Origin of the sequence: Chitinophaga eiseniae (assembly GCF_012641265.1) — a bacterium.
In the GTDB taxonomy this organism is placed as follows: Bacteria; Bacteroidota; Bacteroidia; order Chitinophagales; family Chitinophagaceae; genus Chitinophaga; species Chitinophaga eiseniae_A.
Genome location: NZ_JABAHZ010000002.1, coordinates 1,169,910 through 1,189,907, shown reverse-complemented (window position 1 = coordinate 1,189,907; position 19,998 = coordinate 1,169,910). Strand labels below are relative to the sequence as shown.

Annotated in this window: 18 protein-coding genes; 9 read left to right on the top strand and 9 right to left on the bottom strand. The window is 46.6% G+C overall.

Translation table 11 applies throughout. The features are described 5' to 3' along the window. Window positions 1-17: 17 nt before the first annotated feature. The 7 genes from HGH91_RS12570 (at window position 18) to HGH91_RS12540 (ending at window position 6,223) form a co-directional block, all read left to right on the top strand. Complete coding sequence (locus HGH91_RS12570) at window positions 18-1,022, top strand: inorganic phosphate transporter (protein ID WP_168738764.1); 1,005 nt, start codon at window positions 18-20, stop codon at window positions 1,020-1,022. 166 nt (window positions 1,023-1,188) lie between these two features. Next, the gene (rfbA, locus tag HGH91_RS12565; RefSeq protein WP_168738763.1) at window positions 1,189-2,061 is read left to right on the top strand and encodes a glucose-1-phosphate thymidylyltransferase RfbA; all 873 of its coding nucleotides are present in this window, start codon (window positions 1,189-1,191) and stop codon (window positions 2,059-2,061) included. A 30-nt stretch (window positions 2,062-2,091) separates the two neighbouring features. Next, window positions 2,092-3,120: a UDP-glucose 4-epimerase GalE gene (gene galE / locus HGH91_RS12560; protein ID WP_145663559.1), complete on the top strand. Its 1,029-nt coding sequence runs from the start codon at window positions 2,092-2,094 to the stop codon at window positions 3,118-3,120. Between the two features lie 52 nt (window positions 3,121-3,172). Then, window positions 3,173-4,135 (top strand): transketolase family protein, encoded by a 963-nt coding sequence (locus tag HGH91_RS12555; protein ID WP_168738762.1) that lies wholly within the window; start codon window positions 3,173-3,175, stop codon window positions 4,133-4,135. A 219-nt stretch (window positions 4,136-4,354) separates the two neighbouring features. Next, window positions 4,355-4,906: an RNA polymerase sigma factor gene (locus HGH91_RS12550; protein WP_168738761.1), complete on the top strand. Its 552-nt coding sequence runs from the start codon at window positions 4,355-4,357 to the stop codon at window positions 4,904-4,906. A 106-nt stretch (window positions 4,907-5,012) separates the two neighbouring features. Beyond that, entirely contained in the window at window positions 5,013-5,732 is a 720-nt protein-coding gene (locus tag HGH91_RS12545) for a hypothetical protein (RefSeq protein ID WP_168738760.1), read from the top strand. Next, complete coding sequence (locus HGH91_RS12540) at window positions 5,729-6,223, top strand: hypothetical protein (RefSeq protein WP_168738759.1); 495 nt, start codon at window positions 5,729-5,731, stop codon at window positions 6,221-6,223. Before HGH91_RS12545 ends, HGH91_RS12540 begins: the two co-directional genes overlap by 4 nt. A gap of 69 nt (window positions 6,224-6,292) precedes the next feature. Here HGH91_RS12540 and HGH91_RS12535 read toward each other — a convergent pair whose 3' ends face one another. The 9 genes from HGH91_RS12535 to purD form a co-directional block, all read right to left on the bottom strand. After that, entirely contained in the window at window positions 6,293-6,640 is a 348-nt protein-coding gene (locus tag HGH91_RS12535; protein ID WP_168738758.1) for a nuclear transport factor 2 family protein, read from the bottom strand. 39 nt (window positions 6,641-6,679) lie between these two features. Next, the gene (locus HGH91_RS12530) at window positions 6,680-7,540 is read right to left on the bottom strand and encodes an AraC family transcriptional regulator (RefSeq protein WP_168738757.1); all 861 of its coding nucleotides are present in this window, start codon (window positions 7,538-7,540) and stop codon (window positions 6,680-6,682) included. 21 nt (window positions 7,541-7,561) lie between these two features. After that, a complete protein-coding gene (locus HGH91_RS12525) occupies window positions 7,562-8,308 on the bottom strand; it encodes an MBL fold metallo-hydrolase (protein WP_247651719.1) in 747 nt (248 codons plus the stop codon). A 27-nt stretch (window positions 8,309-8,335) separates the two neighbouring features. Continuing rightward, a complete protein-coding gene (gene rodA, locus HGH91_RS12520) occupies window positions 8,336-9,622 on the bottom strand; it encodes a rod shape-determining protein RodA (protein ID WP_168738756.1) in 1,287 nt (428 codons plus the stop codon). Between the two features lie 34 nt (window positions 9,623-9,656). Then, window positions 9,657-11,594, bottom strand: a complete 1,938-nt coding sequence (gene mrdA / locus HGH91_RS12515; protein ID WP_168738755.1) for a penicillin-binding protein 2 — start codon at window positions 11,592-11,594, stop codon at window positions 9,657-9,659. 70 nt (window positions 11,595-11,664) lie between these two features. After that, entirely contained in the window at window positions 11,665-12,174 is a 510-nt protein-coding gene (gene mreD / locus HGH91_RS12510; RefSeq protein WP_168738754.1) for a rod shape-determining protein MreD, read from the bottom strand. Further along, window positions 12,171-13,058 (bottom strand): rod shape-determining protein MreC, encoded by an 888-nt coding sequence (mreC, locus tag HGH91_RS12505; protein WP_168738753.1) that lies wholly within the window; start codon window positions 13,056-13,058, stop codon window positions 12,171-12,173. Before mreC ends, mreD begins: the two co-directional genes overlap by 4 nt. 99 nt (window positions 13,059-13,157) lie before the next feature. Next, a complete protein-coding gene (locus HGH91_RS12500; protein WP_106527013.1) occupies window positions 13,158-14,180 on the bottom strand; it encodes a rod shape-determining protein in 1,023 nt (340 codons plus the stop codon). A 329-nt stretch (window positions 14,181-14,509) separates the two neighbouring features. Continuing rightward, a complete protein-coding gene (purD, locus tag HGH91_RS12495; RefSeq protein WP_168738752.1) occupies window positions 14,510-15,787 on the bottom strand; it encodes a phosphoribosylamine--glycine ligase in 1,278 nt (425 codons plus the stop codon). A 169-nt stretch (window positions 15,788-15,956) separates the two neighbouring features. On the opposite strand from purD, the gene HGH91_RS12490 reads away from it, so the two are divergent. Both HGH91_RS12490 and HGH91_RS12485 read left to right on the top strand, forming a co-directional pair. Beyond that, complete coding sequence (locus HGH91_RS12490; protein WP_168738751.1) at window positions 15,957-17,675, top strand: peptide MFS transporter; 1,719 nt, start codon at window positions 15,957-15,959, stop codon at window positions 17,673-17,675. 170 nt (window positions 17,676-17,845) lie between these two features. After that, window positions 17,846-19,894 (top strand): OPT family oligopeptide transporter, encoded by a 2,049-nt coding sequence (locus HGH91_RS12485; protein WP_168738750.1) that lies wholly within the window; start codon window positions 17,846-17,848, stop codon window positions 19,892-19,894. Window positions 19,895-19,998: the final 104 nt, after the last annotated feature.

Genomic DNA, 19,998 nt, shown 5'->3' with positions numbered 1-19,998 from the left:
CATAATGCACCCATGTCATGACTTTATTAGTAATTATCATCATATTGGCCTTCATCTTTGACTATATCAATGGATTTCATGATGCCGCCAACTCTATAGCCACTATTGTGTCGACCAAAGTACTGACGCCTTTTCAGGCAGTACTCTGGGCCGCAGTTTTCAACTTTGCGGCTTTTTTTATTGCCAAATATGTAATCGGAGAATTTAAAGTGGCCAATTCTGTGGCCAGTTCTGTATTTGAGCAGTTTATTACACTTAAAGTAATCCTTTGCGGACTGGTAGCAGCCATTACCTGGAACCTGTTTACCTGGTGGCTGGGTATTCCTTCCAGCTCTTCCCATACCCTGATCGGGGGATTTATTGGAGCAGCGCTAACCGCCTCAGGTGGCAACTTTGCAGTGATCAACTATCATAAAGTGCTTCCTACCGTGTATTTTATCGTATTGGCCCCCTTAATTGGTATGATCGTAGCCTTCGTGATTACGCTCATTATCGTGAATGTGTGCCGGAAAGCGAATCCATACCGGGCAGAAAGCTGGTTCAAACGCCTGCAGCTGGCATCTTCCGCTGCATTGAGCCTTGGTCACGGTAGTAACGATGCCCAGAAAGTAATGGGCATCATTGCAGCCGCCATGGTTTCTGCCGGTTATATCGATAATATCAAGTCAATGCCCGATTGGATACCCTTATCCTGCTTTACCTGTATCGCCCTCGGTACCATGAGCGGTGGCTGGAAAATTGTAAAAACAATGGGTACCCGTATTACCAAAGTAACTCCGCTGGAAGGTGTGGCTGCTGAAACTTCTGGCGCTATTACACTTTTCCTCACCGAACACCTGGGTATCCCGGCCAGTACCACCCACGTTATTACGGGTGCTATTATGGGGGTAGGCGCTACCAAAAGATTATCGGCCGTTCGTTGGGGGGTGACCGTATCCCTCCTCTGGGCCTGGGTATTAACGATCCCGATCAGTGGACTCCTCGCCGCAGTGACGTACTTTATCGTCAATTTGTTTATTTAACATAAAAGCCATCAAAGCAAACGCCCCATGCGAATATTCAACTCTCGCATGGGGCGTTTGCTTTAATGGCTACAGTCTTTCTTTGGACATTTGAAAGAGAGCCGCTATTTTTGTGCGGTTTTCTTAAGCAGACCGTAGTTATTGACCATCAAAAAATGATCTTGAAATGAAAGGAATTATCCTGGCCGGCGGCTCCGGCACCCGGTTACACCCCATTACTTACGCTATCAGTAAGCAAATAATGCCGGTGTACGATAAACCCATGATCTATTACCCACTGTCGACCCTGATGCTGGCGGGCATTAAAGATGTCCTGATCATATCTACACCACATGACCTTCCTTCCTTTCAACGTCTTTTTGGGAATGGCCACCAACTGGGGCTAAACCTGAGCTATGCGGAACAACCTAATCCCAATGGCCTGGCACAGGCCTTTGTTATCGGAGAATCCTTCATTGGTAACGACAGCGTAGCATTGGTCCTTGGCGATAATATCTTCTACGGAGCCGGACTAGGTACCCAATTGGCGAATAACGCCTCTCCCGACGGCGGAATCGTATATGCCTACCAGGTATCTGATCCTGAAAGATATGGTGTGGTAGAATTTGGCGATGATATGACCGTACTATCTATTGAAGAAAAACCAGCACAGCCCAAATCCAATTACGCAGTGCCTGGCCTTTATTTCTACGATAATTCAGTAGTAGAAATTGCCAAAAACCTGGAACCCAGCGCCAGGGGCGAATATGAAATTACTGATGTAAATAAAGAATATTTACGCCGTGGAAAATTAAAAGTTTCTATCTTACCCCGCGGAACCGCCTGGCTGGATACTGGTACTTTCGATTCCCTGATGCAGGCTTCCCAGTTTGTACAGGTAATTGAACAAAGACAAGGCATTAAAATAGCCTGTATCGAAGAAATTGCCTACCGCAAAGGATTTATCAATGCAGATCAGCTGAAAGAGCTGGCCAAACCTTTGCTGAAAAGCGGCTACGGAGCTTATCTCGAAACCGTACTCAAACAAAAAATGTTCTGAAATATCAACTAAAAGTAAATCTGAAATATCATGAAGGTTCTTGTTACGGGTGGTTGTGGCTATATTGGCGCACATACTATTGTAGATCTGATCAATAATGGATTTGATGTCGTGTCTGTTGACAGCAACATCAGAAGCTCCACCCAACTATTGGATGGTATAGAAAAAATTACTGGAAAAAAGGTACGCAACTACAAAGTTGACCTTTGTAACCTGGAAGATACCAATGCGGTATTTCATGAAAACAGGGATATCGTTGGCGTTATCCATTTTGCAGCCCTGAAAGCAGTGGGTGAATCTGTTAACGAGCCCCTGATGTATTTTCAGAACAACCTCACTTCACTCATCAATGTGCTGAAGTGTGTAAAAGAATACAACATACCTAACCTGGTATTTTCTTCTTCCTGCTCGGTTTATGGCAACACCAAAGCCCTCCCGGTAGTAGAAGAAACGCCGCTGGGAGAAGCGCAATCACCCTATGCCCGCACCAAACAAATGGGAGAACAGATGATTGAAGACTATAGCCGTGTAAACGACACCCAGTCTATACTGCTTCGTTACTTTAACCCGGTAGGCGCCCACCCGTCTGCCCTCATCGGTGAATTACCCCTGGGTAAACCCGATAACCTGGTACCGGTGATCACCCAAACCGCCATCGGGAAAATTCCTAAGATGACCGTTTTTGGTACCGATTATGATACCCGCGATGGTTCCTGTGTACGTGACTATATCCACGTAATGGATATTGCCAACGCGCATACAAAAGCACTGCAATACCTGATTGCACACCGTAATACCAGCAACTGTGAAGTGTTTAACCTGGGTACCGGCAACGGCGTTACCGTACTGGAAGCTATCAAAGCCTTTGAAAAAATATCCGGTATTAAACTGAACTATACAACAGGTCCCCGCCGCGAAGGAGATGTGATTTCTATTTATGCCAACAACAGCAAGGCTAAAGAGAAACTGCAATGGGAACCTAAAATAGGTATAGAAGACAGCATGCGCACTGCCTGGCAGTGGGAAGTGAGTCTCCGCAATAAAGTGTTGAGCAACTAGGATCATCACTTTTTAATGTTTACTTTTAGACTTCAATTTTAAAAAGACCACAATGGTAAAAGATATTCAACCACTAAATGAAAAAGAAACCCGTGGTGGGTTTGGCGAGGGAATACTGGAAGCAGGCCGCAAAAATCCCAACGTAGTAGCACTGACAGCCGATTTGCTCGGTTCTATGAAACTGAATGCATTCGTAAAAGAATTTCCTGATCGCTTTGTACAGGTAGGTATTGCTGAAGCTAATATGATTGGTATTGCTGCCGGCTTAACTATTGGTGGTAAAATACCTTATACAACTACATTTGCCAACTTCTCCACCGGCAGGGTATATGACCAGATCCGTCAATCTGTTGCTTACTCCAACAAAAATGTAAAAATATGTGCCTCCCACGCAGGTCTTACCCTGGGTGAAGATGGCGCCACTCACCAGATCCTCGAAGATATCGGCATGATGAAAATGCTGCCTGGTATGACTGTTATCGTTCCCTGCGATTTCAACCAAACCAAAGCTGCTACTATCGCTATCGCCGACTATGAAGGTCCGGTATACCTCCGCTTCGGTCGCCCGAAATGGCCTAATTTCACCGCAGAAGATCAAAAATTCGAGGTAGGTAAAGCCCAGATCCTCCATGAAGGTACAGACGTAACGCTGTTCGCCTGTGGCCATATGGTATGGCTGGCCATCGAAGCTGGCAAAATCCTGGAAGAAAAAGGATATAGCGTGGAAATTATCAATATCCACACCATCAAACCACTCGACGAAGCCGCTGTTATCGCTTCCCTCACTAAAACCGGTTGCGCGGTTACAGCAGAGGAACACAACGTACTCGGCGGACTGGGCGACAGCATTGCCCAGGTGGCCTCCCGTCACATTCCTGTACCTATCGAATACGTAGGTACCAACGATACCTTCGGTGAAAGTGGTAAACCACTGGATCTCCTGAAAAAGTATGGCCTGGATCCGGATCATATCGTAGCTGCAGCAGAGAAAGCTATGCAGAGAAAGAAAAAATAACATCATTTAAAATAACTGAGAAGAGGTCCCGCTGAGCGGGACCTTTTCCCGTTATAGCCATATCCTGTAACCCACTTCCAACACTACGATCAAAATATGATCGCCCCCCAGGCTCCCGGCACGCTGTTCTTCATTAAACTTTCGCTTAATCAGTTCGTCTTATGAGAGGGTTTTTATTTATATTCATCTAATTAAAACCTGTTAAGATCCATTTAACCTATGGCCGTTTCACAGGACGATAAAACATTACTGGCATTATACCGCACCCAGGATACCAGGGAAAAAGGGTTTACGCTCATTATCCAGAAGTACCAGGAAAGGCTATACTGGCACATTCGCAGAATGGTGCTGGATCACGACGATGCAAACGATGTGTTGCAAAACGTGTTCATTAAAGTGTGGAAAAATCTGGAAAACTTCCGGGAAGATGCACAATTGTATACCTGGCTGTATAAAATTGCCACCAACGAAAGTTTAACTTTCCTGGAACAGCAGAAACGTAAGGCATCTGTTTCCCTGTCGGAAGTGGAAACCGGCTTAAGCAACAAACTCAAAGCCGACCCCCAGTTCGATCCCAATAAGCTGGAATGGAAACTGCAACGGGCCATTCTGAGTTTGCCAGATAAACAAAGACTGGTGTTCAACCTCCGCTATTACGATGAAATGCCTTATGAAGAAATGAGTAAAGTGCTGGAAACGTCGGAAGGAGCCCTGAAGGCCTCTTACCACCACGCGGTAAAAAAAATAGAGGAATTTATCAGAAATGCCTGATATATAATCATACAAATATCTATTTTAAGTGATTTTTAAAGAATTTTATTAAAAGATTAAAATCACATTAAACTATTAGATCCCTTCACTGTCTAACAAACAGGATATGAACAAGCTAACCAACATACAAAATGAATTAATGCAAATAGCGCCAGGCGTCAACTGGCCGGCAAAGACCCCTTTTACGGTTCCAGCCGGTTACTTTGAACTGCTCCCGGCCGCTATTATGACGCAGATTCAGTTGGAAGAACTCCGTTCTATCATGCCCACACCCCAGGATATCCCCATTGGCTATTTTGACGCATTGCCAGCTACTATCCTGCAACGGATCAAAGCCGAAGAAAATATTAATCCGGTACAAACAGAACTGGAAACACTTTCACCTTTCCTGGCCGCTATACCCAGAAAAGATACCCTTTCCGTTCCGGATGACTACTTTGCATCCCTGCAACCAGGTCGTCATATTCCCGTTGTTTCACCCATCCGCGTTGTTCATAAAAATAAGGTGAGCACATGGATGAAATGGACAGTGGCCGCCTGCCTCACCGCTTTTATAGGCAGCAGCGCCATCCTGTTTATTGTGAATAATAGCTATCACAATACCTCTATTGAAAAACAACTGGAAGATCTTAACGACCAGGATATCGTTCAATACCTGCAAACCCACACTGATTCCTTTGATAACGATGCAGTATTCGCATCTTCAGCTGCCCAGGAAGTTTCCCCGGTTCAAAGTCAACTGAGTGAAGACGTTCCGCTGGATGCCATCGAAAAATACCTGCTACAAACAGATTTATCCAAGGAAGTGTTACCTGATAAGAAATGATGAAACGCTTTAGCTTTATATGGATTGTAATGTTTGTGCTACTCACGGGTACCCACGTTAGTAGCGCCCAACAACCTCCGGCAGAGGATGCTACGGAGAAAATAAAGGCTATACAGATACAATACCTGACCAAAAAACTGGAACTCACACCGGAAGAAGCCCAAAAGTTTCTGCCGATATATAACAATTATACCCACGAAGTAGAGCAATTGATAGCCGAACGCCGGGACAAAAAAGAACTGGATAAACTGACCGCGGATAATGCCGATGAGCTGGCCCGGAAAAATATGGACAAGGAGCTGAATTACGAAAAAAGAATGCTCGACATCCGTTCCCGCTACAACAACGAATTTCAACGCGTACTGCCCGGTAGAAAAGCAGGCATGGTGTTTAAAAGTGAAAGAGAATTCCGGAGCATTATGATCAACCACCTCAATACCCAACGAATGAACAGGATGGGGCAGGGTGGAGGTCCCAGACGCAGGCCTTAATATGGTATAAAGAGATATCTTGTCCAGTGGTATCAATCCCTGAACAAGATACTCCAACAGGTAGTAGCATTATTTGTAATGTGCCCTTACTTCACACACTAACCCCTTTTCATTCAATATCATCATTTCCGCTGATAACTTGTCGTTAATGCTCTTATAAAACAGTACTACCGACTGTATCCCTTCGAGGATATGATACAATTCAAAATGTAAATCAGGATAAGCTACCAGGGCCTTGCTGAAGTAGGCTCGCAGGTTTTCTTTGCCCCGGATCGTTCCGGAGGGATCATTATTGATTCTTTTGATCACCGGGGAATAAAAAACGATATTGTCGTCATAGTGCGATAATATCTCTTCCAGGTCATGGGCATTCCAGGCTTTTACCCAGGCCTCACCAAAGTGGCTCAGTTGTTCCATTATTTTTTTTTCCTGAAGGTAGAGAATCGGGGAATAAAGCTATTTGCTGAAAAGATCAGTTTCCATATGCCGCCATTGCAATGGTGTTACCTGGAAACAACGCCTGAACTGGCGGTAAAAATGAGTAATATCTTCAAACCCGGTGCTGTAGGCAATTTCAGGGATGGATTGCTCCGTAGTGCGCAACAGGAACCCCGCCATTTGCAAGCGCTTTTCCCATATCCACTGCATGGGGCTGCAATGGTATATTTCACGAAAACGGCGCTTTACGGTGGCCGTGCTCATATGCCCCATTTGGGCAATTTCTTCCAAAAAACGCACTTCCGGCAAGCGGGTTCTTAGCTGATCCATCATATCCGGCAACGGATATTTCACCGCCTTCACCAGCATACTACTCAATGCCCCATTGCTGCTTACCAGGTGTAAGGTTTGGGAGAGAATATCCTCATAGGCTGGACCGGGGTTACCTTCTTCAGTAAAACCCTGCAGCAAAGTGGCCGCGAGCTGCCGCCAACGCCTATCGCCGGATTGTACGGTCAATTCCTTACTGTAGGCATCCTGTCCACGAGCCCCTCCAGCCAACACCGACATCACCATTTCATCCGGTATCATGAGGTTGATGCTCCGGTATTGCTGCTCCGGCTGGAGTATTTCAGAACAAAGCAGGGTACCGGCCGGTATTACCAGCACATCACCTGCTTGCAGATGATGTACCTGCCTGCCATCATACATTCTCTTATGGCCCTGTATAACCAGGTTCAATAAAGTATGAGGTATATATAATTCGTGGGAAGCCGGTTCACGGTAAAGGCTATACGATGCCCAACGATAGCCATCCTGCTGCCATGTTTTAACGGCATGCTGTCCCTTCAGGGCATGGCTATCAAAAAGGGTGTACATAAACAGCGGTACGCTTTATACTCAAAACTTGGTGAAAGGTTCTTTGGTATCGTGGTAAAACAGGAAAGTCCAGCCTTCGTTTTTGCCCCGCTCCATAAATTCCTGTCGCAGTGCCATACTGCGTTTACCATCATAGTCATATTTGGCGGCAAAACGACTCTTCATCTGGGAAATCTGTGGCGCCACATCTCCGCCAAAAAACACTTTATCCTCTCCGTCATCTACCAAAAATACCTGGTGATAGGGACAGTGGCCACCCGTTACTTCGTAATGAATATAACCATCTATGGTACCATTGCCGGTGGTAAACACCACGTTATCCCGCTGTTGTAACAAGAAGATATCTTCTGCGAGATACGATTTGCCGGAATGCTCTATGGCATACAACATTTCCTCGTTATTGACATAGTAGGTAGCACCCGGAAAGGTGAGCGTACGCTCCCTGGTAATCGGATCTTCTGCAGATACGCCACCGGAGTGGTCTTTATGCAGGTGGCTCATCAGCACTTTGGTAATTTCCATGGGATTAACGCCATGGTCAATCAGGTGCTGATGAATTTGTAATACCCCATCCGGGTTACGGAACCCCAACCCGGTATCAAAAAGTATGTAATCGCGGTCAGTGATCACGAGAAATGGCTGGATTTCTACCAGCAATGATCCATGCGGACGATCCTGCATGCGGTCCGTTTCCTGGTTAAAAGGAAGAAATTTCTTGGTCCCGTCTACTGTAAATGACCCCTCGGATAATGGAATAATACGCGCCATGGCGCAAAGGTACAAAAAAGGTAAAAGCTATCTTAAAACCATCTGCCGGTCGGCATCCAGTCGCAATAAGATAAATATCAACATGGTAAAGGTCATCAGGGAAGATCCGCCATAACTTACCAACGGCAGGGGAATCCCGATTACCGGCGCCAACCCGATGGTCATGGCCACATTAATGGCGAGGTGGAAGAAGATAATTCCCGCCACCCCATAGGCATAGACTCGCGTAAACGTCGATCGCTGTCGCTCCGCCACGAAAATGATCCGGAAGAGCAACGCCACATAAATAGCCAGGAAGACAATACTGCCCAAAAAGCCAAAATCTTCCCCTATTGTACAAAATATAAAGTCGGTACTTTGCTCTGGTACGAAGTCGTACCGGGTTTGCGTCCCTTTCAGGTAACCTTTACCCCAGAAGCCACCAGAGCCAATGGCAATCATACTCTGCCGGGTATTGTACGTTGCTTTGGGGTCATTTTCTTTACCCAGCATTACTTCAATACGGCGTACCTGGTAATCTTTCAGCACTTTGGTAAATACAAATGGCACCACAAACATCACAAACAGGCCGCAAAAGGCATACACGCCCAGTATGATGGCTAGTCTCGATCGCTTTCGTTTTATCTCCCGCCGACTGAAATAAATCACCAGGGCGGTTACCACCGTGAAGATGGAAAAGAGCACCGTTCGATCTACCAGCAAGGCAGATAATACGAGTACAATTCCTGAAAACGCGATCACCAGTAATACGCCGGGCAACCCTTCCCGGTACATTACCAGGAAGAAGGAAAAATATACGAGTGCCAGTCCCGTTTCATCCTGTAAGATGATGATACCGGCCGGAATCAGGGCTATAGCCGCCGCAATCAGCCGCGATCGTAGCTTGGTGAAATCCGTTTCCTGCGACGATATATATTTGGCCAGGGCAAGGTTAGTACATAGTTTGGTTAACTCCGCCGGCTGAAACTGGAATCCTCCAATCACCAACCAGGAGTGCGACCCCTTGACATCTTTACCGATCCCCAATACCAATAATAGCAACAGTAACCCTCCCGCATACATGAGGTTAGCCGTAGCCGTAAAGAACTTACTGTCCGTTAGCCATATCACAGCCGCCAGTACCAATGATACGCCGAACCACACCAGCTGCCTGGAATAGTTTTTATTTGGATGGATGATATCATACCACACATTGTCGTCACCCCGGTATTCCGCAGCAAAAATCGACATTATGCCTATAATCACCAGTGCGAGGTATAGGCCAACTATTGGCCAGTCAATCCCTTGTGTCAGTTTGGCTTGCGAGCGGTTCATTCTTCATTAATCGGTTTATTCGATGAGTGATTGGTTACGACTTCTTCTTCAGCATGATGGCATTGTTATTCAGTGAATCCAGGTGCGACTTAGCCAGCAACGACTGGTCCAGGGTAACTGTTTCCATTACTTTTTTCAGCAATGGCTGGCGTTTAGTAGAGATACTGTCTTTCAGGTATTTCTCCATCATCAAACTGGCGATAGGTGCGGCATACGTAGCACCAAAACCGGAATTTTCCACTACCACCGCAATGGCTATACGTGGATTTTCGGCTGGTGCAAAGGCTACGAACAATGCATGGTTCTTCAATTTGGTTCTTACGCCATTTATGATACCATAGTTTTCCGCCGTACCGGTTTTACCACCAATAGTAATACCTTCAATTTGTGCAATACGCCCGGTACCGCTCTCCACCACATCGGTCATTCCATGAATTACCGCACTATAGGCCGAGTCGGAGATATGCGCACCTTCATGTTTCTTTTTATACTTATCCAACAGGTGTGTATCGTCATTGTCAATGCTGGCTACAAAGTGAGGGATATAGTAAGAGCCACGGTTAGCCACAATACACATGGCGTTGGCCATTTGTAGTGGTGTTAACAACAATTCTCCCTGACCTATACCCAGGAACACGGATGTACAGGAATTCCAGCTGCCCTTATAACGGGCATCATAATATTTTTTGTCTGGTACCAGTCCGCGCCCCTCGCTGGGGATATCTACCCCGATCTTGTGACCGAAACCAAAGGTGTTCATATAATCGGCCCATTTCTGCATCCCACCTTCCTTAATACCTCCAAATTTGGCAGCATCCACACTGAGGCGGTATACATGCGAGAAGTAGGCGTTACAGGAGTGGGAGAGCGCCAGGCGCAGGTTGGCTGCGTGACCCGGATCGTGGTGCTCGCATTTGATAGGCCGGGAACAGCCATAATAGGCACCCCGGCAAGGATAGCCGAAGCTGGGCGTAATTACGCCCTCATCCAGTCCCACCAGGGCTATCATAGGCTTAAAGGTAGAGCCGGGGGGATAGGTAGCCTGGATGGCACGGTTAAAAAGTGGTTTAGTTGTATCGGTATATAGTTTACTGAAATTGGCACTTCTGTTAGACCCTGTCAACAGGTTAGGATCGAAGCTAGGACCACTCACCATAGCCAGGATACCACCGGTTTGGGGATCGATGGCTACGATACTCCCGGATTTTCCTTTCATCATCTGCTCGCCCAACTGCTGCAATTCGATATCCAGGGAAAGGCGCAGGTTCTTCCCGGCTACGGCGGCACTATCGAATTCGCCGTTTTCGTAGGCGCCTTGTGGCCTGTTGAGGTTGTCTTTTACCAGGTATTGGATACCCCGCTGGCCCATTAACACCGACTCATACGTTTTTTCCAGCCCTGTAAAACCGAGGTAATCGCCGGAGTTATAGGAGCTGTAGTTGGCGGTATCCTTCAGCATGGCCGGGGAAATTTCCGCGATATACCCAAGTATGTTAGCTGCTGCAGAGTAAGGATAGGAGCGGATCTGCCGGGGCACCAGTTCAAAGCCCGGCGAAAAAAGGTACATGCTTTCCTGGAGCTGTCCGAATACTTCCGGCGCCAGCAGAGGAGCAAATACGGATTGTCTTACCCGTCCATTCTTTACAATGGCATTGATAATACGTTTCTTGAATTCTTCTTTATCTATTTTTAAGATATTACAGAGATAGGCGGTATCAATATTTTTTACACTGGCGGGCGTTACTACGAGGTCGTATAATACATCGTTTCCGAGGATACTACGATTCTGCCGGTCGTAGATAATACCACGACTGGGATACACCACCTTACGCAATACTGCGTTGGCATCGGCCAGTTTGGCGTACTTCTTCTCCACAATTTGCAGGAAGAATAATCTAGAGATGATTAAAGTGACCATCCCCAGTATAATCAACTGTATTACTCTCTTCCTGGGCTGATTAAATACCGACATGCTTTAAGGACGGATATATTTTAAATTACAAACCTACATTAAAAAGCCTAAAGCTTGCCGCTTCTCCTTATTACTTCCTCGAGAAGAATAGTAATTCATACAGTACAATCAGGAAAAGACTGGCCAGCGATGAAAAGACGATCTTCATGATCAGGTATAACAGGTTACCTGTACCAAATACTTCTAAGGAAAAAAATATGGTATGATGCAGCAATACCAGGATAGCAGCATAAATAAGGAACTGGGATACTCCCATACTGGTCATGGAAGGTGTTTTCTGGGTAGTTTCAAAACCTCCCTGTGGCGATAGGATATTGATAATAAACGGGCGCAGATAAGCAATGAAAACGCAGGCAGCAGCGTGCATACCAGGGGTATTCATAAACATATCCAGGGAAAGCCCCATCAGCAGTCCCATCAACATCAATACAGGACGGGGCAGGTTAAAGGGCAGCGCCAGGATAAACAGCATGTAAAGATAAGGGCTCACCAGCTGATGCAGCAATATTTCATTGAGCACAAACACCTGTATCAGCAACAGGAGCACAAAGCGGATTATATTTCTTAACAGTATACTCATTTAATCAACTTATACGTTGAATCTTCCAATCGTTGTTGTTCGTCTTTCAACAGGTTCTCGATCACATATACATATTGCAGGTTGAAGAAATTGGTGGCCAATTTCAACCGGATGGTATATGAGGTGCTGGCCTTATCTCCCACGGCGATGTTTTCCACATAACCGATAGGAATATTTTCGGGGAAGAGCGCCGAGAACCCACTGGTTACCACCGTATCTCCTTTATGTATTTTAGCGCTTTTGGGTACATCCTTCAACAGCGCGTAACCAGCGTCTTCGCCATCCCAGTGTACAGATCCCATTTCCTTACCCTGGCCAAGACGGGCGCTGATAGATACGGAGTTGGATTTAGAGAGCATCGACAAAATCACCGCATAGTTATCACTTACACTTCTTACTACGCCCACCACACCACTGCTGCTGATAACGCCCATATTAGGACGGATGCCCTGCAAACTGCCCCGGTGAATAGTAATATAGTTAACAGACTTGTTGATGGAGTTATTGATCACTTTAGCGGAAAAGTATTCGTAGCGGCGGATCTGTGTACCAATTACCCTGTGCAGGGTATCATCGCTGTACTGACGTACCGTATCGATTTTAATCCCCTTTGCGGTAAGCACGCTATCGTAGCTGGTAAGCAGGGCATTGTGCAGCCGCATGTTTTCGTTCACCAGGCTATCGTTGGTCGACTTGAGGTGAAAGTAGTATTGAACGTTATTATACTTGTCGTACAGTTTACCGCTGATGGCGTTGGCGGAGCTAAGGTAGGCGGTTCGCTGAAAGTTGTTATGCTGGAATACCAATACCATGCAAATCACTTCCAGCAGCAGAAATAAGAAGAAGTTAAAGTATCGCCTAAAGAAAATGATTAAATTTCGCACAAGCGCGCACGGGTTTTGAGATTTAGAGATTTACGGATTTTTCGGCATCGGGGGAGTATTCGCCACAGTACCTCAAAATCCGTAAATATCAAAATAGTGTTATTGCATCAGGAACGGATACTTACCAACATGCTTTAAGGCAATACCTGTACCTCTTACCACGGCGCGTAATGGATCGTCCGCTACATGCACCGGCAGTTTGATTTTCTGCGTGAGACGCTTATCCAGTCCGCGGAGCAAGGCGCCACCGCCGGTCAGGTATAAACCTCTGCGATAAATATCTGATGCCAGCTCCGGAGGCGTTGTTTCCAGCGCTTTCAGGATGGCTTCTTCGATTTTAAAGATCGACTTGTCGAGGGCTTCTGCAATTTCCTGGTAGGATACCATGATTTGTTTCGGAATACCGGTTACCAGGTCTCTACCGTTAACAGGAATATCATCTGGTGGGTTGTCCAGTTCCTTCAGGGCAGATCCGATATGGATTTTGATCTGTTCTGCAGTTCTTTCACCAATCAGCAAGCTGTGGTAACGACGCAGGGCTTCCATAATGTCGGCGGTAAATTCATCCCCCGCAATACGGATACTCTGGTCGCAAACGATACCCGCCAGTGCAATCACCGAAATACCGGTGGTACCACCACCTATGTCGATGATCATGTTACCTACCGGCTCTTCCACATCGATACCAATACCGAGTGCGGCAGCCATAGGTTCGTGAATCAGGTATACCTCTTTGGCACCTGCCTGTTCAGCAGAGTCACGTACGGCTCTTTTTTCCACTTCCGTAATACTGGAAGGAATGCAGATCACCATGCGCCAGCTGGGGGCAAACAGGGGCTTTTTGGGGTAAATCATTTTTATGAGTTCCCTGATCATGCCTTCAGCGGCATTAAAATCCGCTATCACGCCATCTTTCAGGGGACGTATAGTACGAAGATATTCGTGTGTTTTTTCGTGCATCATCATGGCCTTCTTTCCTACAGCCACAATTTTGCCACTAGCCCGTTCTATCGCTACAATGGAAGGCTCGTCCACTACCACCTGGTCATTATGAATTATCAGCGTATTCGCTGTACCAAGATCAATCGCGATTTCCTGCGTTAAAAAATTAAAAAATCCCATTGTTGATACGGTCAAAAATTAGAATGCAAAAATGAATAATTCCAACGAATATACGATGCAAAAAATGGATATTCTTGCAATAATACAGCTAAATATTAAAAAAAGTTATTTGTTATACAAACGGCATAGTAACTGCTCTCTTTACGCTTCGATCAGATGAACGGAATTGGTCCGTTTTAATTGTTCCTGCTGCCTAAAATTACGCCTTTACAAGTCCCGCTTTTCAATTGTCCTGTACCAGTCCTCCCTACTGTAGCTGTTCGTGGCTAAAACACTTTAGCTATGGGTAGCTGCCCTGTCGGACACCACCCACAGCTAAAGCTCGTTGGCTAAATAAACTCGTATCCTATATCGCGGCGATATACTTTGCCCTCAAAAGAGATCTGCTCTGCTGTTTGTACAGAATGAGCCAGGGCTAAAGACAGATCAGCCGCCAGTGAAGTAACTGACAGTACGCGGCCACCGTTACTCAGTACGTTGGTGCCGTCCTGCCGGGTACCGGCATGAAACACCACCTGGTCGCGGGTAGGCGCCGGTATACCACTGATTACCTTGTTTTTCTCATATGCTTCCGGGTATCCTTTTGATACCAGCATCACCGTAGACGCTGCACGCGCGTCGGCGTAAATAGTCTGCTCACTTAGTTTTCCTGCGGTTACTGCGTTGAACAACTCCAGTAAATCATTTTTTAAACGGGGCATTACCACCTCCGTTTCAGGATCCCCCATGCGACAGTTATATTCGATCACGAATGGCTCCCCTCCTACATTAATCAGGCCAAAAAACACAAATCCATGATAGATAATTCCTTCTTTGGAAAGCCCTTCAATCGTAGGACGGATCACCTGGTCTTCTACTTTCTTCATGAATACCGCATCGGCAAAAGGTACCGGGGATACCGCTCCCATACCACCAGTATTCAGCCCCTGGTCGCCTTCTCCAATCCGCTTATAGTCTTTGGCCTCCGGTAAAACCTGGTAGGAATGCCCATCAGTAAGGGCAAATACAGACAACTCAATACCGGTAAGGAACTGCTCTACTACCACCGTTTTACTGGCATCGCCGAATTTGGCCGATTTAATCATTTGCTCAAATTCAGCCAGCGCCTCTTCGTGTGAGGTCGCAATAACAACGCCCTTACCGGCTGCCAGGCCATCGGCCTTCAGTACAATTGGTAAGGAGTGCTGTTGAAGATAAGCCACCCCCGCTTCATAATTATCGGCGTTGAACTCCCGGTAAGCAGCCGTGGGAATATGATGGCGTTGCATAAACAACTTGGCGTAAGCCTTGCTGCCCTCCAGCTGAGCCCCTTCCTTAGATGGACCCATTACCGGTATATGCTGTAATGCAGGTTCGCTCTTAAAATAATCATAGATACCGTTTACCAGCGCTTCTTCAGAGCCCGGCAGTACCAGGTCGATGGCGTTTTCCAGGCAAAAAGCCTTTATCTTCTCAAAATCACTCACCCCCATGTTGATGTTCGTACCACATTGAGCGGTACCGGCATTACCCGGGGCAATAAAAAGTTGACCGCATAGGGTACTTTGTGACATTTTCAGGGCCAGCGCGTGTTCCCGGCCACCACTTCCTAGTAGTAGTATGTTCATATGAGTTGCCTAATAAATGCAGATGCGAAAGAAAATGCAAAGAAAGTTCAAAAAATGGCAAAAAATGAGCATTCATACCATTTTTTTACGTTGATAACCGATTTTATTTAACTTGCCATATTTAAAGGTTTACGAAATCTAAACAACTATTGCTAAAACTAACCAATTTATGATGCAAACTGCTGTTGCACAAGAGTCCCCTATTGCCTCGCAGAAGGGCCATCCTAAAGGGCTCCCAGTATTATTTGCCACGGAGATGTGGGAACGGTTTAATTTTTATGGCATGAGAGCGCTTTTGACGCTCTTCCTGGTGAACGCATTGGCTTTCTCTGAAGCAGATTCCTCTATTATCTATGGAGGATTCCTCGGTTTATGTTACCTGACACCTATGCTGGGCGGGTATATTTCCGATAGGTACCTGGGAAACAGGAACTGTATTATATTAGGAGGTTTTGTAATGGGTGTAGGGCAACTGCTCATGGTATTAAGTGGCGTACTGTACGCAACCAACGTGGAAACAGCCAAAATGATCGTATGGCTGGCACTTTTTATCCTCATTATTGGTAACGGCTTCTTCAAACCTAACATCTCTTCTATGGTAGGCCAGCTGTACCCCAAAAATGACAGCCGCCTCGACTCCGCCTTCACCATCTTCTATATGGGTATCAACATGGGCGCCTTCCTCGGTATGTCCATTTGCCCTATCCTCGGCGACGTAAAAATAGAAGCCACCGGCGTAAGAGTGGTAAGCGCCTTTAAATGGGGATTCCTGGCCGCCAGTATCGCCATGTTCCTTGGCACCATCCTCTTTTACTTCCTGAAAGATAAATATGTAGTAACGCCCACCGGCGAAGCCATCGGCGGCAAACCGGATTTCTCCAAGTCGACCGGTACTACCGTTACCGGCGAAGCCGACAAAGCCAAGTTTACTTCTACCGCCATCTTCAGCGTACTGGCTTTAATGGTAGTCCTCTTCTTCGGCATCCACTACCTGTCCATCGACCCTAATCCTATCAAGTCATGGGTATATCCATTCATCTATGCCGCCGGTATCAGTCTCGCTGTATTAATCCTTACCGATAAATCTATTACCAAAGTAGAAAGGCAAAGAATCATCGTGATCTACTTTGTGGCATTCTTCGTGATCTTCTTCTGGGCTTGTTTTGAACAGGCGGGATCTTCCCTCACCTTCGTAGCGGATTATCAGACTGATCGCCGCATCTTTGGCTGGGACATGCCGCCAAGCCTGGTGCAAAATGCCAACTCCATCTTCATCATCGTATTTGCATTGCCTTTCAGCTTCTTATGGCTGAAATTACAGCAACGCAACCTGGAACCAATATCTCCGGCCAAACAATCACTCGGACTGGCACTGCTGGCCATTGGCTTCTTTATCATTGCATGGCAAATGAAAGGGCTGGGTGCTAACGAAAAAATCGGCGTAAGCTGGTTAATCCTGATGTACCTGTTCCATACACTGGGTGAATTGTGCCTGTCGCCTATCGGTTTATCACTGGTAGCCAAACTGGCCCCTCACCGTTTCTCTTCCCTGCTGATGGGTGTATGGTTCCTGGCCAATGCCGCCGGCTATGCACTCGCTGGTACACTCGGCGCGCTGCTGCCGCCTACGATGGACAAATTCGAACTGGCTACCAAAAATGGTATCGACCTGAAAGGCATTCTCGATGGTACTATTACCGCTACTGCACAACAACTGGATAAACTGCACGAGCTGAAACTGGCTGCTCATTATCCTACTTTCGCCGGCTTTACGATCCACAACCTCTATGAATTTTTCATGGTATTTGTGATCCTGCCAGGAACTGCAGCAGTATTGCTGTTCCTGTCTACCACCTTCCTGAAAAAATGGATGCACGGCGTTAGATAAGTTTTTATTAGTGGTCAATTATAAATAAATGGAGGAAAGCGGGGATCAATCCTGCTTTCCTCTTTCTTTTATACCACATTCAAACTACTATTTAGTATCATTGCATGTCCGGCTCCGGATTATTCACTATATTATATTGTACAACATACTACCTGTAATCAAATACGCATATGTCTGATAACCAATTCAAGCCCTTTGTCCCACCCGGCGTACAAATGAAAGAGTTTACCCTCAAGTCCATTTTACTCGGTTGTATTTTCGGTGTTATCTTCGGCGCCGCCACCGTATACCTGGCGCTGAAAGCCGGTCTCACAGTATCAGCTTCTATCCCTATTGCCGTTATTGCCATTACTTTAGGCAGAAAATTCTTCAACACTACCATTCTTGAAAACAACATCATCCAAACTACCGGGTCTGCAGGCGAATCTATTGCGGCAGGCGTGGTGTTTACGTTGCCGGGATTCCTGTTCCTCAGCGAGGGTGGCGGCGCCCAGTATTTCAATTATTTTACCATCCTGATTCTTGCCATCTGCGGCGGTATCCTGGGTACCCTGATGATGATTCCCCTGAGAAGATCACTCATCGTAAAAGAACATAAAACCCTCCCATACCCGGAAGGCACCGCCTGCGGCGATGTACTGATAGCGGGAGAGAAGGGAGGCGATGTTGCTAAAACAGCTTTCTACGGACTGGGCTTTGCTTTTATATATGCCATCTTCCAGAAGATCCTCCATGTGATTGCGGAAACACCGGAATACATGACCAGGCAGGCCAGTAAGTTTTTCCCTTCTGCCAAAATCAGTGCAGATATTACACCGGAGTACATGGGCGTAGGGTATATTATAGGTCCCCGCATTGCCGGGGTACTGGTAGCCGGGGGCGTGCTGTCATGGCTGGCCCTCATTCCTTTGTTGGCATCGTTGCTACCACCCGATACCATTGCCACTCAGCTGATGAAAATAGGCTACCTGGCCAACCTGCAAACGCCCGGCGGACAAGGCGACTGGAACCCGGTTACACATACTTTTGGCGATTATTCGGCTGCAGTATACTATGCCTATGTACGGCAAATCGGCGCCGGCGCTGTAGCAGCGGGTGGATTTATTACCCTGCTGAAAACAATTCCTACTATTATCTCTTCCTTTAAAGGAAGCCTGGGCGCTATCAAAGATGGCTCTGAAAACAGTGCGGCCAAAGGCAGTGCTCCCAGAACCGAAAAAGACCTGAGCTTAAAAGTGGTACTCTTCGGCAGTATTGCCCTGGTATTACTCATCGCACTGTTACCACAGCTTCCGGGCGACTCCATTGGCAAAAAACTACTGGTAGGGCTACTCGTAGTTATATTTGGTGCTTTCTTCGTCACCGTTTCCAGCCGCATCGTAGGATTGATCGGCTCTTCCAACAATCCTATTTCCGGGATGACCATCGCCACCCTCATGGGAACCTGCCTGGTATTTATTGCCGTAGGCTGGACAGGCAAAGTGTATGAGCCGATGGCACTGGTAGTAGGCGGTATGATCTGTATTGCTGCGGCCAATGCCGGCGGCACTTCGCAGGACTTAAAATCGGGATATATTGTTGGCGCCACGCCTATGTATCAACAGCTGGCGTTGTTTATTGGCGCTATCGTTTCTTCTGTGGTGATCGGTTTAACGGTGAAGTTCCTCGATAAGCCTACGGCAGATATGGTACTCCATGGGGTGAAAGATCACGCCATCGGCAGTGCATACTATCCCGCTCCGCAAGGCACGCTCATGGCTACACTGGCAAAAGGCATCCTGTCGTTCAACCTCGACTGGCAGTTTGTGCTGGTAGGGGTATTCCTGGCTATTACCATGGAACTGTGCGGCGTTAACTCTCTTTCTTTCGCAGTAGGAGCTTATCTGCCACTATCCACTACCTTACCCATCTTTGTGGGTGGGGCTATCCGTGGTGTGGTAGACCGAAAACAGCAGAAGTCCAACAAAAAGGTTTCTCCGGAAGAAGATGAATTGGGCAAAGGCAATCTCTTTGCTACCGGCCTGGTAGCAGGAGGAGCGGTGGCCGGCGTTATTATCGCTATACTGGCGGGTTTCGACTGGTCGGCCGTTATCCTGTCCAAACTCAATCAACAAACGGGGCTCACAAATGTGCTGGGACAAACAGGGTATTATATAATAGGCTGTGGCTTTTTTGCGTTTATGGGCTGGTACCTGTACCGCACAGCGCGTAAGGCTTAATAGCCCATCGAAAAGATATACAGCGGATGCCGGTGAAGGGATGTAACAATCCGTTACCGGCATCCGTTTTTGTATTTAAATGATTAATTTAGTCGCCAATTAAT

Excerpts from the sequence above, each read along its gene's own strand:
- HGH91_RS12570 (WP_168738764.1), top strand. The coding sequence starts at position 18 with ATGACTTTATTAGTAATTATCATCATATTGGCCTTCATCTTTGACTAT.
- rfbA (WP_168738763.1), top strand. The coding sequence starts at position 1,189 with ATGAAAGGAATTATCCTGGCCGGCGGCTCCGGCACCCGGTTACACCCC.
- galE (WP_145663559.1), top strand. The coding sequence starts at position 2,092 with ATGAAGGTTCTTGTTACGGGTGGTTGTGGCTATATTGGCGCACATACT.
- HGH91_RS12555 (WP_168738762.1), top strand. The coding sequence starts at position 3,173 with ATGGTAAAAGATATTCAACCACTAAATGAAAAAGAAACCCGTGGTGGG.
- HGH91_RS12550 (WP_168738761.1), top strand. The coding sequence starts at position 4,355 with ATGGCCGTTTCACAGGACGATAAAACATTACTGGCATTATACCGCACC.
- HGH91_RS12545 (WP_168738760.1), top strand. The coding sequence starts at position 5,013 with ATGAACAAGCTAACCAACATACAAAATGAATTAATGCAAATAGCGCCA.
- HGH91_RS12540 (WP_168738759.1), top strand. The coding sequence starts at position 5,729 with ATGATGAAACGCTTTAGCTTTATATGGATTGTAATGTTTGTGCTACTC.
- HGH91_RS12535 (WP_168738758.1), bottom strand. The coding sequence starts at position 6,640 with ATGGAACAACTGAGCCACTTTGGTGAGGCCTGGGTAAAAGCCTGGAAT.
- HGH91_RS12530 (WP_168738757.1), bottom strand. The coding sequence starts at position 7,540 with ATGTACACCCTTTTTGATAGCCATGCCCTGAAGGGACAGCATGCCGTT.
- HGH91_RS12525 (WP_247651719.1), bottom strand. The coding sequence starts at position 8,308 with ATGGCGCGTATTATTCCATTATCCGAGGGGTCATTTACAGTAGACGGG.
- rodA (WP_168738756.1), bottom strand. The coding sequence starts at position 9,622 with ATGAACCGCTCGCAAGCCAAACTGACACAAGGGATTGACTGGCCAATA.
- mrdA (WP_168738755.1), bottom strand. The coding sequence starts at position 11,594 with ATGTCGGTATTTAATCAGCCCAGGAAGAGAGTAATACAGTTGATTATA.
- mreD (WP_168738754.1), bottom strand. The coding sequence starts at position 12,174 with ATGAGTATACTGTTAAGAAATATAATCCGCTTTGTGCTCCTGTTGCTG.
- HGH91_RS12500 (WP_106527013.1), bottom strand. The coding sequence starts at position 14,180 with ATGGGATTTTTTAATTTTTTAACGCAGGAAATCGCGATTGATCTTGGT.
- purD (WP_168738752.1), bottom strand. The coding sequence starts at position 15,787 with ATGAACATACTACTACTAGGAAGTGGTGGCCGGGAACACGCGCTGGCC.
- HGH91_RS12490 (WP_168738751.1), top strand. The coding sequence starts at position 15,957 with ATGATGCAAACTGCTGTTGCACAAGAGTCCCCTATTGCCTCGCAGAAG.
- HGH91_RS12485 (WP_168738750.1), top strand. The coding sequence starts at position 17,846 with ATGTCTGATAACCAATTCAAGCCCTTTGTCCCACCCGGCGTACAAATG.